Origin of the sequence: Rhodococcus sp. T9N (assembly GCF_024436645.1) — a bacterium.
Lineage (GTDB): Bacteria > Actinomycetota > Actinomycetes > Mycobacteriales > Mycobacteriaceae > Rhodococcus_F > Rhodococcus_F qingshengii.
Genome location: NZ_JAMSKS010000003.1, coordinates 61,570 through 76,857 on the forward strand (window position 1 = coordinate 61,570; position 15,288 = coordinate 76,857).

General features: G+C 62.5%; 14 protein-coding genes. 8 read left to right on the forward strand and 6 right to left on the reverse strand.

The window, feature by feature from the left end:
* Window positions 1–35: 35 nt before the first annotated feature.
* The 6 genes from M1L53_RS06690 to M1L53_RS06715 are packed head-to-tail and all read left to right on the forward strand — an operon-like array spanning window position 36 to window position 6,405.
* Window positions 36–1,115 (forward strand): ABC transporter substrate-binding protein, encoded by a 1,080-nt coding sequence (locus M1L53_RS06690; protein ID WP_007733528.1) that lies wholly within the window; start codon window positions 36–38, stop codon window positions 1,113–1,115.
* Window positions 1,112–1,933 (forward strand): ABC transporter ATP-binding protein, encoded by an 822-nt coding sequence (locus M1L53_RS06695; protein ID WP_003940477.1) that lies wholly within the window; start codon window positions 1,112–1,114, stop codon window positions 1,931–1,933. The genes M1L53_RS06690 and M1L53_RS06695 overlap by 4 nt, the downstream gene beginning before the upstream one ends.
* Entirely contained in the window at window positions 1,926–2,798 is an 873-nt protein-coding gene (locus M1L53_RS06700) for an ABC transporter permease (RefSeq protein ID WP_007733521.1), read from the forward strand. The genes M1L53_RS06695 and M1L53_RS06700 overlap by 8 nt, the downstream gene beginning before the upstream one ends.
* A 31-nt stretch (window positions 2,799–2,829) precedes the next feature.
* Window positions 2,830–4,176: an LLM class flavin-dependent oxidoreductase gene (locus tag M1L53_RS06705; protein WP_007733520.1), complete on the forward strand. Its 1,347-nt coding sequence runs from the start codon at window positions 2,830–2,832 to the stop codon at window positions 4,174–4,176.
* Window positions 4,173–5,405, forward strand: a complete 1,233-nt coding sequence (locus tag M1L53_RS06710) for an MFS transporter (protein WP_007733518.1) — start codon at window positions 4,173–4,175, stop codon at window positions 5,403–5,405. The genes M1L53_RS06705 and M1L53_RS06710 overlap by 4 nt, the downstream gene beginning before the upstream one ends.
* A gap of 13 nt (window positions 5,406–5,418) precedes the next feature.
* A complete protein-coding gene (locus M1L53_RS06715) occupies window positions 5,419–6,405 on the forward strand; it encodes an LLM class F420-dependent oxidoreductase (RefSeq protein WP_007733516.1) in 987 nt (328 codons plus the stop codon).
* Between the two features lie 9 nt (window positions 6,406–6,414).
* Here the strand turns inward: M1L53_RS06715 and M1L53_RS06720 are convergent, their stop codons facing one another.
* From M1L53_RS06720 to M1L53_RS06740, 5 genes are all read right to left on the reverse strand, one after another.
* Window positions 6,415–7,077 (reverse strand): DUF3239 domain-containing protein, encoded by a 663-nt coding sequence (locus tag M1L53_RS06720; protein ID WP_007733514.1) that lies wholly within the window; start codon window positions 7,075–7,077, stop codon window positions 6,415–6,417.
* A gap of 74 nt (window positions 7,078–7,151) precedes the next feature.
* Complete coding sequence (locus M1L53_RS06725) at window positions 7,152–9,230, reverse strand: hypothetical protein (RefSeq protein ID WP_007733513.1); 2,079 nt, start codon at window positions 9,228–9,230, stop codon at window positions 7,152–7,154.
* A gap of 102 nt (window positions 9,231–9,332) precedes the next feature.
* Window positions 9,333–10,991 (reverse strand): DNA repair helicase XPB, encoded by a 1,659-nt coding sequence (locus M1L53_RS06730; protein WP_003940219.1) that lies wholly within the window; start codon window positions 10,989–10,991, stop codon window positions 9,333–9,335.
* Window positions 10,992–11,171: 180 nt separating this feature from the next.
* Window positions 11,172–12,248, reverse strand: coding sequence for an alcohol dehydrogenase catalytic domain-containing protein (locus M1L53_RS06735; protein ID WP_050654728.1), 1,077 nt, complete (start codon window positions 12,246–12,248; stop codon window positions 11,172–11,174).
* Complete coding sequence (locus M1L53_RS06740; RefSeq protein ID WP_054188959.1) at window positions 12,245–13,438, reverse strand: LLM class flavin-dependent oxidoreductase; 1,194 nt, start codon at window positions 13,436–13,438, stop codon at window positions 12,245–12,247. The genes M1L53_RS06735 and M1L53_RS06740 overlap by 4 nt, the downstream gene beginning before the upstream one ends.
* A gap of 215 nt (window positions 13,439–13,653) precedes the next feature.
* Here M1L53_RS06740 and M1L53_RS06745 point away from each other — a divergent pair, with 215 nt between their 5' ends.
* Together M1L53_RS06745 and M1L53_RS06750 are read left to right on the forward strand one after the other, a co-directional pair.
* Window positions 13,654–13,965: a hypothetical protein gene (locus tag M1L53_RS06745; protein WP_003939736.1), complete on the forward strand. Its 312-nt coding sequence runs from the start codon at window positions 13,654–13,656 to the stop codon at window positions 13,963–13,965.
* Between the two features lie 54 nt (window positions 13,966–14,019).
* Window positions 14,020–14,670 carry a TetR/AcrR family transcriptional regulator gene (locus M1L53_RS06750; RefSeq protein ID WP_003940633.1) on the forward strand — a complete coding sequence of 217 codons (651 nt, stop codon included), beginning with the start codon at window positions 14,020–14,022 and terminating at the stop codon, window positions 14,668–14,670.
* 424 nt (window positions 14,671–15,094) lie between these two features.
* On the opposite strand, the gene M1L53_RS06755 is transcribed toward M1L53_RS06750, so the two are convergent.
* The gene (locus tag M1L53_RS06755; protein WP_007733507.1) at window positions 15,095–15,220 is read right to left on the reverse strand and encodes a hypothetical protein; all 126 of its coding nucleotides are present in this window, start codon (window positions 15,218–15,220) and stop codon (window positions 15,095–15,097) included.
* Between the last annotated feature and the right edge of the window lie 68 nt (window positions 15,221–15,288).

Here is a 15,288-nt window from a genome sequence, read left to right on the forward strand (position 1 = left end):
AACTGAACCAATCATCTTCTACAGGAAGCAACTTCATGATTCGCCCTCGTTTCGCGCGCTCGGTAGCCGCGGTCGTCGCTCTTGTCACTCTGTCCAGTTTTGCCGTTGCCTGCTCGGGCTCCTCCGACGAAGTGGTCAAGACCGCCGACGGCAAGACCGTCCTGCGGTACGAGGGCAGCACCGGACAGGTCATCTACCCCGAACTGGCCGCTGACCTCGGCTACTTCAACGACGTGGAGCTCAACTGGATCGGCGATACGACCAGCGGCCCTCAGAGCATTCAGAACGCAGCGACCGGTCAAACCGAGTTCGGCGGAGCGTTCAACGGGGCGGTGGTGAAGTTGGCTTCCGCGGGTTCACCGATCACCTCGGTCATCGGGTACTACGGCTCCGACAAGGAGAGCTTCAACGGGTACTACGTTCTCGACGACAGTCCGATCAAATCGGCGAAGGACCTGATCGGCAAGAAGGTCGGGATGAACACCCTCGGTGCGCACCACGAGTTCGTCGTGCGTGAATGGCTTGCGCGGGAGGGGCTTACACCGGACGAGATCAAGCAGGTGGAACTGATCGTGGTTCCGCCGGTCAACACGGAACAAGCGTTGCGGCAGGGACAGATCGACGTCGCCACCCTCGGCTCGGTCTTCCGTGACTCCGCGCTCGAACGTGGTGGCCTTCGCGAGCTGTTCACGGACGAATCGTTGTTCGGCTCGTTCACCTACGGCACGTTGGTGTTCCGTGACGACTACATCGCGCAGAACAAGGAGGCGGTCGCCGATTTCGTGCAGGGAACAGCGAGGGCCATCCGCTGGACGCAGACACACCCACGAGAAGAAGTGGTCGCGAAGCTGACGTCGATCATCAACAGCCGCGGACGCAACGAGGACACCAAGCTCATCAGCTACTGGAAGAGCCCAGGAGTCGCCGGCCCCGGCGGAACGATCACCGATACCGAGATCAGCACGTGGATCGACTGGCTCACCCGTAACGGCGAACTCGAAGAAGGAAAGTTGAAGCCGTCGGACATCTACACCAACGAATTCAACCCGTACGCCAACGGAACGTATTCACCCGACAGCGGCGCTGACGGACAGGCACTGGAGGCAGCAAAATGAGCACAGAACCGAAACTACGGCTCGAGCACGTCACCAAACAGTTCGACATTCGTGGGACCGACGAAGTTTTCACCGCGGTCGAGGACATCAACATCGACGTGGCGCCGGGGGAGTTCCTGGTCCTCGTCGGGCCGAGTGGTTGCGGCAAGTCGACTCTGCTGGACCTCCTCGGAGGACTCAGTTCGCCCACTTCCGGTCGAATCCTTCTGGACGGCAAGCAGATCACGGGCCCAGGCTTGGATCGGGGAATCGTCTTCCAGCAATACGCGCTACTTCCATGGCGAACTGCACGTCACAACATCGAGTTCGGACTCGAAGCGAAGGGCGTGAAGAAGAGCGAGCGACGCGAGCTCGCCGAGCATTACCTCGAACTGGTCGGTCTGCAAGGTTTCGCGGATCGCTATCCGCACGAGTTGTCCGGTGGAATGAAGCAGCGAGTCGCGATCGCCCGCAGCCTGGCATTCGACCCCGAAGTGTTGCTGATGGACGAACCATTTGCTGCGCTGGACGCACAGACGCGAGAGTCGCTGCAGGACGAGCTTCTGCGCATCTGGAAGGCCACCGGCAAGACCATCTTGTTCATCACCCACGGAATCGACGAGGCCATCTACCTCGGGCAACGTGTTGCAGTACTGACTTCGCGGCCGGGGCGCGTCAAGACGATCGTCGACATCGACATCGACCGGTCCGGCGACGACGTGCGATCAGGTGAGGAGTTCCGAGTGTTCCGGCACCGGATCTGGACGCTGCTGCACGGTGAAGTCGAGCGCGCTCGGGCCGGTGAACTCGATCCTGCCAAGGAGGTTGCACATGTCTAGCGCATTGGCGACGCCGGAGGTGGTCGCCACCCCGAAACCGTTGGCCGACAAAACACCTGACATTGCACAGCGGAGCCAGGCCGGCGGCAAGGCGGCGCGCTACATTCGTTCCACCGCCTGGCGGATTGCCAAGCCGTCGATTGCGATCGCGATCTTCCTCGGGATCTGGGAAGCGGCACCTCGGCTCGGGCTGGTGGACAAGGTCTTCCTCCCGCCCTTCACCGAAGTTGTGTCCGCATTCTTCACTCTCGCCGAGAACGGACAATTGCAAGAGCATGTTTCGGCCAGTCTGACGCGTGCGCTGACCGGATTCTTCGTGGCCATCGCGATCGCGATTCCGTTGGGAATCGCGATCGCCTGGTACCGCCCGGTCTCCGACTTCCTCAACCCGATTCTCGAATTGTTCCGCAACACAGCAGCCTTGGCTCTGCTTCCCGTCTTCGTGCTGATTCTCGGAATCGGTGAGGAATCGAAGATCGCCCTGGTGATCTACGCCTGCACCTTCCCGATTCTGCTCAACACGATCTCCGGTGTGCGAACAGTGGACCCCCTGCTGATCAAGTCCGCTGCCTCGCTGGGGTTCTCCTCGATTCGGCTGTTCCAGAAGGTGGTTCTGCCCGCCGCTGTTCCCACGATCTTCACGGGTATCCGCATGGCAGCCGCGTCGTCGATTCTCGTGCTGATCGCCGCCGAAATGGTCGGGGCCAAAGCCGGTCTCGGGTATCTGATCACCGCTTCACAACTCAACTTCCAGATCCCGAACATGTACGCGGGCATCGTCGCGATCTCGTTGTTGGGTCTGACAATCAACGCGATTCTGGTCCTGATCGAACGTCGGCTCTCGCGCTGGCGCGTCACCACCTGACCACACATTCACGGAAAGATTCTGCGAACTCATGTCCGAACGACAATTTCATCTGAACGCCTTCCTGATGGGCGTCGGCCATCATGAGGCGGCGTGGCGCCACCCACGCACAAACGCGGCCAACCTCCTGGACGTCAAGCACTTCCAGGAATTGGGGAGAATCGCCGAGCGTGGAAAGCTGGACTCGGTGTTCTTCGCCGACGGTCTAGCAGTCGGCCCGCGGGTCAAGTACAACACCCAGGCGATCTTCGAACCCGTCACCTTGCTGTCGGCGATCGCTGCGGCCACCGACAAGGTGGGACTGATTGCAACCGCGTCGACCAGTTACAGCGATCCGTACACTCTCGCAAGGAAGTTCGCTTCCCTCGATCACATCAGTGGTGGACGAGGCGGGTGGAACATCGTGACGTCGGCCGGCGCCGACGAGGCCGCGAACTTCGGCCTCGATGCGGTACCGACGCACAGCGGTCGTTACGAGCGCGCCGAGGAGTTTCTCGACGTGACGCTCGGACTCTGGGACAGCTGGGAAGAGGGGGCAGTTGTCCTGGACGAAGAGACCGGAATCTTCGCCGATCCTGATCGTGTCCATCGCATCGACCATGACGGTCAACGATTCACGGTGGCTGGCCCGCTCAATTCGCCGAGGTCTCCACAGGGACGTCCGTTGCTCGTGCAAGCCGGTTCCTCCGAGAGCGGTAAGGACTTCGCGGCGAAGTATGCCGAGGCCGTGTTCACCGCTCAACGAACACTCGAGCAGGGGCAGGATTTCTACACCGACCTCAAAGCGCGGCTGATCAAGTACGGGCGTAGTCCCGACGAGATCAAGGTGCTGCCAGGCATCGTTCCCTTCATCGCGGATACGGAAGAAGAAGCCAAGGCACTGGAGCAGTCGTTCACGGATCTCATCTCACCTGAGTACTCGCTGCGCCAACTCTCGAACATGGTGGGCGTCGACCTCACCGAGCATTCGCTGGATGCCCCGTTGCCCCCGTTGCCGGACATCGATCGCATCCAAGGAAACAAGAGTCGATACCAGCTCGTCAAAGACCTTGCGGAGAGCGAAAACCTCACCGTCCGTGAACTGATCGGCAAACTCGGCGGTGGCCGTGGGCATCGGACATTTGCCGGGACACCCGAGCAGGTCGCGGACGAGTTGACCGAATGGTTCGACAAGGGCGCCGCGGACGGCTTCAACATCATGCCGCCCTATCTGCCCGGAGGGCTCGAGGTGTTCGTCGACCGGGTCGTGCCGATTCTGCAGGCGCGTGGGCTCTTCCGGACCGAATACACGGAATCCACCCTGCGGGGTCACTACGGCCTCGATCGTCCGGCGAATCGGTTCTCGCGGGCCGCTGACGCGGCAGAAGTGAGCGCGTGACGGAAACACTGCCCAAGGAACAGCCGGCGATTGCCGGTCTCAAGCCACTGGTCACAACGGTTTTCGTACCGGCGGCCATCTTCGGGATCGGTCAGGGTGCGGCTGCCCCCATCATTGCCGTCACCGCGCGCGACCTGGGTGCCTCGGTTGCCGTCGCCGGCCTGATCGTTGCACTCGGTGGTTTGGGCGCCGTACTCGGTGACCTCCCCGCCGGCAGGATCGTGTCGCGTTTCGGTGAGCGCAGGTCGATCATCGGCGGAAGTTCCTTGGGTGCAACAGGAGTGGTGATCTGTCTCCTTGCACAGACTCCGTGGATGCTCGGTATCGGCGCACTGTTGACCGGATTGGCGAATGCGGTGTGGGGCCTTGCGCGGCAGAGCTACCTCGCCGAGACCGTGCCACTCGGTCTACGGGCCCGAGCAATGTCGTCGTTCGCTGCGATGTGGCGGTTGGGTTTCTTCCTGGGACCGCTTATCGGGGCCGGCGTGATTCTCCTGGTGGGAGCGCGCGGAGGATTCCTTGTCCAGTTGGTGGGCGTCGTGCTCGCCGGGGCGCTGATGGCCCGCGTTCCCGACCCGCCACGAAAGGTGCAGGCAGGCAACAGCGATCACGGACACGTTACGCTCCCGGAGATCCTTCGCCGTCATCGTGCCGCTCTGTCGACGCTCGGGACAGGCTCCCTTCTGATGGGCGCCGCCCGCGCTTCGCGTGAGGCCGTTCTTCCATTGTGGGCATTGCACCTCGGATTGGATGCAGCCCAGGTGAGTGTGATCTTCGGTATCGGTGCGGCCGTGGACCTGCTGTGCTCGTACCCGGCCGGACACATCATGGACCGATACGGCCGCAGGCTGGTCGCGGTGCCTTCGCTGACGGTGATCGGTGTGTCGTACCTACTGTTGCCGTTCTCGACGGGTGCAGTGGGATTGACCGTGGTCGCTGTCGTGATGGGGATCGGCAACGGGCTGGGCAACGGCGTGATCATGACCCTCGGTGCCGATATCGCCCCGCCCGAAGAACGCGCCGAGTTCCTCGCTGCATGGCGATTGACTCACGACACCGGCATGTTCGGTGGGCCGCTCGCGATCGGTCTACTCGCCGCGGTGCTCCCACTCGGGTGGGCATTCGCCGCTCTGGGCGCGACGTCGTTCGCCGGCGCGGCGATGATGTTCCGCTTCATTCCGGTCTACTCTCCGCGGGTGTCACCCCGGTCGCGCGTCGGGAAACTGTAGGTAGGCTCGCTACATGCGATTCGGACTGTTCGTACCTCAAGGCTGGCGTCTGGACCTGGTCGGCATCGACCCCGCGAAGCAGTGGGAGGTGATGCGAGACTTCACGCTGCGCGCGGAGGCAGGGCCGTGGGAGTCGGTGTGGGTCTACGACCACTTCCACACCGTTCCCCAGCCGACGGAAGAAGCGACTCACGAGGCGTGGACGTTGATGGCCGCACTCGGTGCGTCGACCTCGCGTATCCGACTCGGCCAGATGTGTACCGCCATGAGCTACCGAAACCCGGCGTACCTCGCCAAGGTCGCCGCGACCACCGATCTCATCTCGGGTGGACGCGTCGAGATGGGCATCGGCGGCGGTTGGTACGAGCAGGAGTGGCGTGCGTACGGCTACGGTTTCCCCTCTGCCGGTGAGCGTCTGGGCCGCCTCGACGAAGGAATCCAGATCATGCAGCAGGCGTGGTCGACCGGCAGCTCGACGCTCGACGGCAAGTACTACCAGGTCGACGGAGCGCTGTGCCGTCCACTTCCGTTGCAAGAGGGCGGAATTCCCATCTGGGTTGCCGGTGGCGGCGAGAAGGTCACACTCAAGATCGCGGCCAAGTACGCGCAGTACACGAACTTCGACGGCACCCCGGCCGGCTTCGCGCACAAGTCCGAAATCCTGAAGAAGCACTGCGACACCGTCGGTAGCGATTTCGACGCCATCGTCCGTTCGGCCAACTACAACGTGGCCATCGGCGCGACGGAATCCGAGGTGGCTCAGCGGTTGGAGACACTGAAGGCCCGACTGACACCGTTGGTCGGCGAAGCTGCCGCCGATGCGTCGCTCGATGCGTTCCGCGGAATGCCTGCCGTGGGTACGCCCGAGCAGATCATCGAGAACCTGTCGGCGCTCGCGGCGCAGGGACTCGAGTACGGAATCTTCTACTTCCCCGAGGCCGCGTACGACACGTCGGGAATCGAGATGTTCGAGAAGGAAGTGCTGCCCGCGCTCGCGTAACCGTTTGGACTAGCGCAGCGAGTCAGGAAGATCGGCCGGGTTGATCAGAACCCGGCGATCGGGGTGGGTGCGAACTTCTTCGGAATCGGGAATCCGGCTCTGCAGGAAGTTCCACTCGCTCGCACTGACAGCAGCGATCGCGCGTGCCAGCACTGCCGAGTCCTTGGTCCCCCACTCGATCGGCATGGGACTGACCATCTGCCACGTGTCAGCCTTGCTGCGGGTGGAACGATCCGAACGCAGTGCGACCGACGGAATGCGGTCGCCGACTCGCCACTTCGGATTGAGTCGAACGTTGCGGCTGACGAGCGCGTACTGCGGTGCTCCGGCCGCCGGCTTCGCGATGTCGATCAATGCCGTCAAGGTCGCCGCTCGAGGATGAACCTCGGTGACGATCGCGGGAACCAGTGGGTTGTCCGCATACAGAGATTCGACGCTTCCCACCTTGCGAGGTGCCCACACGGCAACCCACAGGGAACTGGCCGCACCGATGGCGAGGACTGCGCCGATGATGATGGACCACACCTCGCCCATGCTGATCAACCAGGCCCCGACCGCGGCGAGGACGATCGCGAAGATCACCGCAGAAATCTGCAGGCGGCGTACATCGGCCAGTGTGTCGTTGACCGACTTGGCGTGAGCCTTGTCGACGGTGAACTGGAAGTCAGCCACGAAAATTTCCTTCGGGTGGTGCCGGACGATCTAGGACCGGCCCCCGATCGCCCGGGGACCGTCCACCAGCGTAGCTAGTTTCGCGCGCGCTCCCACATCTGCAGGTAAGCCTCGGCGCCGCGGCTCATGTCCTCGATGATGGTGTCGCCGTCGGCTCCCGCAGCGATGCGCATGTCCGCGATCCAGTCGGGAATCATCCCGTACTGCGCCACGCCGTCGGTGTTCACGTCGAAAACCCGGGTGCCGGCGCGCTGCTGGTCCATGATCGTGCCGTCGAAGGCGGTGTACGGATATTGCAGCGGATTTTCTGCGGCGTCGCCGCGCGGTGCGGCCTGCGGCCCGAAGCCGTTGGTGTCGGCGCCGTAGCCGAAACCGAAGTAGTAGTTCTCGCTTCGCATCGCCCGTGCGTCCCGCCACTGGTCGATGAACCCACGCTCCTCGGGCTTTTCGTCCGATGCGTCAAGTTGCCCGGCGTACAGGGCGACAAATCCGCCGAGTGCGTAGATCCGCTTGTACAGGCTCGGGTCGCTCCAGCTGTGACTGGAAACGACGCCGGAGTAGTTCGCAGCTTCGAGAATATCGAGAGCCGCTTCGGCGGTCTTGACGCTCATGTGATCGATGTCCACGATCATCCCTCGGTCCATCAAACCTCGGATCGTGTATGCGCCGAGGTCGGTCAGGCCGTGCGAATTGCATTGCGGACCAGAGGGATACACCGGAAGCGTCACTCCGGGTGGGAGTACCGCGAGAAGATTCTGTGCGCCGTCGACCTTGGTGGGCAGCACATTGTCCTCGGCAACGCCGGTGCATGGTTCCGACTGCCAGAACTCCCCGGTGCCCAGGTAGTTGCCGATATTGACGGCCACTCCGGTGACGCCGCCGTCGAAACGGGCACCGCCGAGGGCGTTGTCGAACTTGTGCGTGACGATCATCTGCCGGACACCGAGGTCGTACAACTCGTCCAGGCCGCGGTCGATGTCGTCCTCGGTGCACTGCGGAATACCGTTGCGCACAGAGCAACCGAAGGGTTCGGACACCTCCACCCCGAGGGTGACGGCCAGCTTTCCGTCGGCGGCCACCTGCCTGGCCTGTTCCGGCGAGCTCACGATGCGGAACCAACCCCGGCCGGGACCGCCGTACTGGGCGTCGATGTAGTCCTGGAGTTCGCGTGTCTGCTGCGCCTGGATCCGGACGGTCTCCATCTCGTCACAGGGATTTCGCTTGCTCGGATACAGCTCGCACAGGACACGATTGGCGACAAAGAGATTGGTGAAGATTCGCAGCCCGCCGCGCCAGGCCCGCTCGACCCACTTGTAGTACGTCTGCTCGTGTGTCAGTGAATCGTGCGCCGGCCAGTCGGCGAAACTCGGCCAGCCGGTGGTGTCGTGAGTTTCGAAGGGATTGCCGTACGACAGAACGTTTTCGAGGAGCGCCGGTATCCCGTCAGGTTGATGGTCCGGGCAGTCGACGAGCGCTGCGGTGACGCCCTGAGGATCGAAAGGTCGGCCGCAGTGCAGGTTTCCGCCCATGAACTCGGAAGCGTTCATGTGCACGTGTGTGTCGATGAATCCGGTGACTTCACCGTTCGGTCCGATTTCTCCCGGAACGCCGTTTGCGCCCACCTCCGCTTCGGGGAAATCGGCGCAGCCATCGCGCGGGATCAGCGTGAACGCAGATTCGGGAACGTCACCGGGATCGGACATCGTGAGCATCAAGTCGCGCGAGATCAGTTGACGGCCGTTCGAGGTCGCGGTCAGAACGAACGATTCACCGGTGGACATCACGGTCCAGTCGGTGGAGGGAGTTGCTTCGGAAGTGGCGAGTACCGAGTCCGCGCCGTCGTGCGAGAGCATCGACCCGTCCGGGCCGTACAGCATGAAACGACCCAACTGGGCCGCATGTAGCCGGAACGGTTCGGCGTCTGCGGCTTTCGTTACGTCGGTGAGGTACGCCGACCCGTCACGACGGACGAAATCACCAGACTCGGTGCGCAGCGCGAAGCAACCGTTCGCAAGTGCGTACACCGAGTTCTGCGCAGTAGGAGCAGGACTCGGTGCCGCGGCGCTGACGCCGGTCGCGGCGACGACGACGGCGGCAGTCAGCAGCGAGATGGTTCCGGCGAGCCGACCCCGTAGACGTGGAACTGAGCGCATGGTGCTGGTGACCCCCGGCCGATGGACACGACTGTGACAGGGGACACTCTACAGATAACTGGACGTATGTCCATTTGATTCTGCAACGTGTTGCAGAAATGCTCAGCCGATGGCAGGTCCGAGCAGGTCATCGGCGTCGGTGATCCGATAGGCGTAGCCCTGTTCGGCGAGGAATCGCTGACGATGTGCCGCGTACTCCGCATCGAGAGTGTCGCGGGAAACCACCGAATAGAAGTGAGCCTGACCGCCGTCGTGCTTGGGTCGCAGTAGGCGTCCGAGTCGCTGCGCTTCTTCCTGTCTCGACCCGAAGGTTCCCGAAACCTGCACGGCGACAGATGCCTCCGGAAGGTCGATCGAGAAGTTCGCGACCTTGCTCACCACCAGCGTCTGGATCTCACCGTTACGGAACTGATCGAACAGGATCTCGCGTTCCTTGTTCTTGGTGGATCCCTTGATCACCGGGGCGTTCAGGGCTTCGCCGAGTTCGTCGAGCTGATCGAGATACGCACCGATCACCAAAGTCGGAGAATCGGGGTGCTTGGCCAGGATCGACTTCACGACCGCAATTTTCGTGTGAGCCGTCGAGCACAGTTTGTAGCGCTCCTCCGGTTCGGCGACGGCATAGGACATGCGCTCGGCGTCCGTCATCGTCACTCGCACCTCGACGCAGTCGGCCGGCGCGATCCAGCCCTGCGCTTCGATGTCCTTCCACGGAGCGTCGTAGCGCTTGGGGCCGATGAGCGAGAAGACGTCGCCTTCGCGGCCGTCCTCGCGAACCAGCGTTGCGGTCAGGCCGAGACGGCGGCGCGACTGCAGATCTGCCGTCATCCGGAAGACGGGCGCGGGCAACAGGTGGACCTCGTCGTAGATCACCAGTCCCCAGTCGCGGGAGTCGAAAAGTTCGAGGTGCTTGTACTCGCCCTTCGTGCGACGTGTGATCACCTGGTAGGTCGCGATCGTGACCGGCCGAATCTCCTTGCGCTCGCCGGAGTATTCGCCGATTTCTTCCTCGGTCAACGATGTACGCGCGATCAACTCACGCTTCCACTGACGACCGGCAACGGTATTGGTGACGAGGATGAGGGTGGTGGCCTTGGCCTTTGCCATCGCTGCGGCGCCCACCATCGTCTTGCCGGCGCCACACGGCAGCACGACGACGCCCGAGCCGCCGGCCCAGAACGAATCCGCTGCCATCTGCTGGTAGTCGCGCAGTTCCCAGTGGCCCTCTTCGAAAGCGAGATCGATCGGGTGCGCTTCGCCGTCCACGTAGCCGGCGAGGTCCTCGGCCGGCCAGCCCACCTTGAGCAGCATCTGCTTGAGGCGGCCGCGTTCGCTCGGGTGGACGATCACGGTGTCGTCGTCGACCTTCTCACCGAGCATCGGCGAGATCTTCTTGTGTCGCATCACCTCGGTGAGGACTGCGCGGTCGAGGCTGACCAGGATGAGGCCGTGCACCGGGCTCTTGACCAGCTGTAAGCGTCCGTACCTGGCCATCGTGTCGACGATGTCGACCAGCAGCGGTTGTGGAACCGCGAATCGTGAGTACGACACGAGCGCGTCGACAACCTGCTCGGCGTCGTGTCCGGCGGCGCGGGCATTCCACAAGGCCAGGGGAGTGATGCGATACGTGTGGACGTGTTCGGGGGCCCGTTCGAGTTCCGCGAAGGGGGCGATTGCCTGCCTGGCATCGCCGGCGCGCTCGTGGTCGACCTCCAACAGCAGCGTCTTGTCGGATTGGACGATCAACGGTCCGTCGGTCACGGAATCCTCCTAGTGAAGCAAACGCGGCAGCCACAGAGCGTTGCGCCGCGTTGTCGGCTGACGCCAACCCTGCCATTGTCCTGGTATCGGGGCGCAGACGCCAACAGGCGACGCTCGCACAGCCCGAAGTAGAGGTGCCCGAGTGCGAGCACCCCTACGTCAACAGGGCAGGATCGACCGCTATTCCGGGAGGCCCGCGGGTAGCACGAGGATCTTCACGTGTTCGTCGGGTGCGCGCAGAGCTGCGAAAGCGTCCGAGACTCCATCCAGACCGACCCTGCCGGTGATGATCGCTTCGGCGTCGATCTCGCCGTCGGCGAGCCTCTGCAGGGTGATGTCGTAGGCATTCTCGTAAGGACCGTGACCGAAATTGATCGAGATCCTCCGGAACTGCCCGACGACGGGAATGATCGTCTCGTCGCCGAACGGCGCAGCCAGAACCTGAATCCGCGAGTTGAACGGCAGAGTGTGCATCAGTTCTCCGATGACTCCCGCCCGCCCGCTGCATTCGTAGGCGATCAGAACTCCGTTCGCGGCCTGGCCGACAAGCTGGTTGCCTTCGGCGATCATTCGATTCCACAGTTCGATCGGATCCTGCTCGGCCGGATCGACGACGATGTCCGCGCCCATCTTCGCGGCGAGCTCGCGTCGTTTGGGGGAGGGCTCCGACGCGATGACGATCTGCGCTCCGCGCGCTTTCGCGGCGACGATGGCGCCCAGTCCGATCGTTCCGCAACCGATGACGAGCGCCGAATCGGCCGAGGTGAGGCCGGACTGTTGGAGGTGCATCTCGCCGACGTGGAGAGGTTCGGCAAGTGTGGCGTGCTCGAGTGACAGGTGGTCGGGAACTTTGCGGACCCAGAACCCGTCGACGACGATGTGATCGCCGAACGCGCCGTGGTACTCGTTCGAGTAGCCGATGATCGTCGGGATCCCGGTAGCGGTGTCGGTGGCCAAGCCGATGCCGGCCACCCGATCGCCGATCGCGAAATCGTCTACTGCAGAACCGGTCTCGGAGACGATACCCGCGTATTCGTGCCCCAGCACCACTGGCGCGTCCGGATCGAAGGTGGCGAGCGGGTAGCCCCCGTCGTGCGCGACCTGAACGAAGCGGCACGGGTCCTTCGACATGCTCAGGTCACTGCCGCAGATCCCGCAGGCGACGACGTCGATGCGGATCTGATGGGGTGCCAACGGCGGCGGGTCGGCGATCTCGGTGACCGCGAATTCTCCCTGCTGGAAACGGACGGCCCTCATGCGCGCACGGCTCCCGTCTCGGCCGGCTGGCCGTAGTAGTCGGTATGGGCTTTGGTGATCGCTCCGACCAGCCCGCCGATCAGGTACTCGCGATTGTCCTCGGCGAACTGCATGCTCGCCTGACGCCCCACATTTCGCTTCCGGAAGTGCGGGACCACCTCGGAGGCGAACAATTCGTAGCTGCGTTTGGTGTCCTCCCAGCTCGCCATGTCGACGTGAAGGATCAAGAACGTGCCGAACCCTCCCGTCTTCTCGATCAGACGCTCGATCTGTGCGATCGCATCTTCGGGGGTACCGATGATCGCCTGACCGAACTCGCCGAGCGTGTCGTTGCGCCACTGATCGATGACTCCGGCCGGTGTATCTGCCCAGGCCGGGTTCTGGCCGGTCTGTCGATTCACGTAGGAAGCCATCGATTCGATCCGTCGGCTCACGGCGCGCTCGGCCTCCGCTCGGGTCTCGGCGATGAACATCGGATTGACCACACGCCACGTCGCTCGGTCGGCGCGGTGGCCGTGTTCGGCCGAGACCTTCTCGTACACATCCCAGTTGCGATCCAGTGCGTCGAAGCCGCTGGGTGAACTCGCGGCCAATGAGAGCAGGGAGAGGCCGTTCTTGCCTGCGAGCACCGAACCGTTGGGGGAAATCGTGGACGCTGTCACTGTCTCGATGCCGTCCGCGCGGTAGGTGGGCAGCTGTGCGCGTGCGTCACGCAACGTGAACCAGTCGGTTTCCATGTTGACGACCTCGCCGCGAAGCAACGCGAGAATGGCCTCGAGCGCTTCGCCCTGGCGACGACGCTGGTCCGACGGGTTGATGCCCATCATGTGCGCATCGAGGGGGATCTTGCCCGGGCCGGTGCCGAAGATGAGTCGTCCGCGCGTCTGCAGATCGAGCTGAGTGATGCGGTCGGCCGTGATCAACGGGTGGTGATAGGGCAGAGACGTCACGCCTGTGCCGAACTGGATGCGCTCGGTTCGCTCTGCGGCGGCCGCGATGAACATGTCCGGGGCAGGCACGATCTCGGCGCCGGTCGAATGATGCTCACCCATCCACGCTTCTTCGAATCCGAGGTGGTCCAGGTGTGTCATGAGGTCGATATCGCGTCTGAGTTGCAGGGCGGGATCGGCGTCGAGCGGATGGTACGGGGCGAGGAAGGCTCCGAAGCGGATGGACGATGCGGACCACACGATGACAACTCCTGTCGACAGGGGAGTGATTTGGATCACTCGCTCTGATCGAGATGTCTAACATGGATCACCTGATCCAATAAGTTGAGCCTCCCGCACAGTGGGAGATTTGTAATCACCTGTAGTTCAACGTTATCTGGTGCAATGACGTCGGATATCGTTGTTGCAAGTCGATCGACTGAACCAAGTACTTTCCGAAGGAGTATTGAAGAGGTATGCAACTGGACGTCACAATCACCCCCGACTCCTCGACCGTCGAACTGAACAGTGTCGACGACTTCACCAGTCTCTCGGTCGTCGTTGGCGGCGACGATCGATCCGAGACTCTGAGTCGGGTACTGGAACCGTGGGGGGAACTCGAGGGGGATCACGTCTGGCTCGACATCGGCCACTTGGAGCAAGCCGTCGCTGCCCGGATCGGAAACACCGAGTGGAGACAGAAGTTCTCCGCGATGGTGGACTACGCACGCGCCCACGGCTGGGTGGATCGCGACAACAGGGTGCGAGCACACCGTGAATCACTCTGACTCCGCGTTCGCCACGGTTGAGACGTTTGTCGAGCCCGTGCGAAGCTCGTTCGTATGACCGACTCCCGGCAGAACCGTCAAGGCGACGCGACGCGTCTGCGTTTGCTCAAAACTGCTGAAAGGCTTTTCGCGACAGAGGGATTGGATGCAGTTTCGCTGCGCTCGGTCAACGCCGCGGCCGGTCTCGGGCCGTCATCGGTCCACTACCATTTCGGAACCAAGGACGATCTGGTCGCAGCGGTGCTGTTGGACATGGGAACGTCGGTGCGAGATCAGATCAGCGCGAACGTCGACGCCCTCTCCGCCGACAAGACGCCGCCGACGGTGGAGGCGCTGGTACGGGCCGTCACTGCGCCCTACAAGGCATTGCTCCTTCGCCATCGCACGCGGGGAATGCGATGGATCAGAATCGTCACGCAGATCTCGCAGCCGCAGATGTCACGACCGGGCCATCCAGCCCTCGAGGCGACCGAGCTGCACCTGCGTGAACATCTTCTCGACCAGGTCCGTCGTACTTTTCCTGCTACCGATCCCGAACGGCTCGAGACTCGCTGGGCGATTGCCTTGATGGGCTTCCTCCAGGCGTTGAGCCGGGCGGACGATTGGAGCGGAAGTGGCAAGCCGCTCGCGCCGGAGCGGCTTGCCGACTTCTACGAGGACCAGGTCGTCTTTCTGGTGGGTGGTGTGCGGCAGTTATTGGGGTGAGCGCCTAATCGATGCGTCTCCTATTTCTGCGCGACCACTGACTTCCGCATTTCCATTACATGAGTAATAGCTTCGGAAATTCCGGACCGGTAACCGATATTCTTTTCGGAATCACCCGGAGTGGAATCAAGCTCCGATTCGAGTCTCGTTTGAATGCGGTCCAGGGTATGGATTGTTCTTTTCACGATGGTTGATTCTCTTTCTGCGGTAAATCCGATAGAAGTATTCCGGATTGCCGAGCGTGTTCGTCGAGGACGCAGAGTGAAGCGAGGGTCATGCCCGCTGCGTACCCGCGCGAGCGTGCGTCAGTTCCTCGATTACGTGACTTGAACAGGTTGAACGTTTCGTGCAGGTGCACGAGGGTGTCGGTGGAGGCAGGCATTGGTCAGCTTCGCAATCAGCTCGTCTTTTCTGGACTTTGCTGTCAGCTCCGCTTCCGCTTACGGATGAACTCGGAAGACTCCGCAGTTTTCGCCCGCTTCTCCGCGCGGCGTTCCTTGATCGACTGGGCGGGTTTCTTCATGTTCTTACCCGGCGCCTTGTCAGCCATTGTCGCTCCTCATTTTTCGAAGTGGCAATCACAAACTGACCTCGACCATACTTCATTTACAGAAAAAA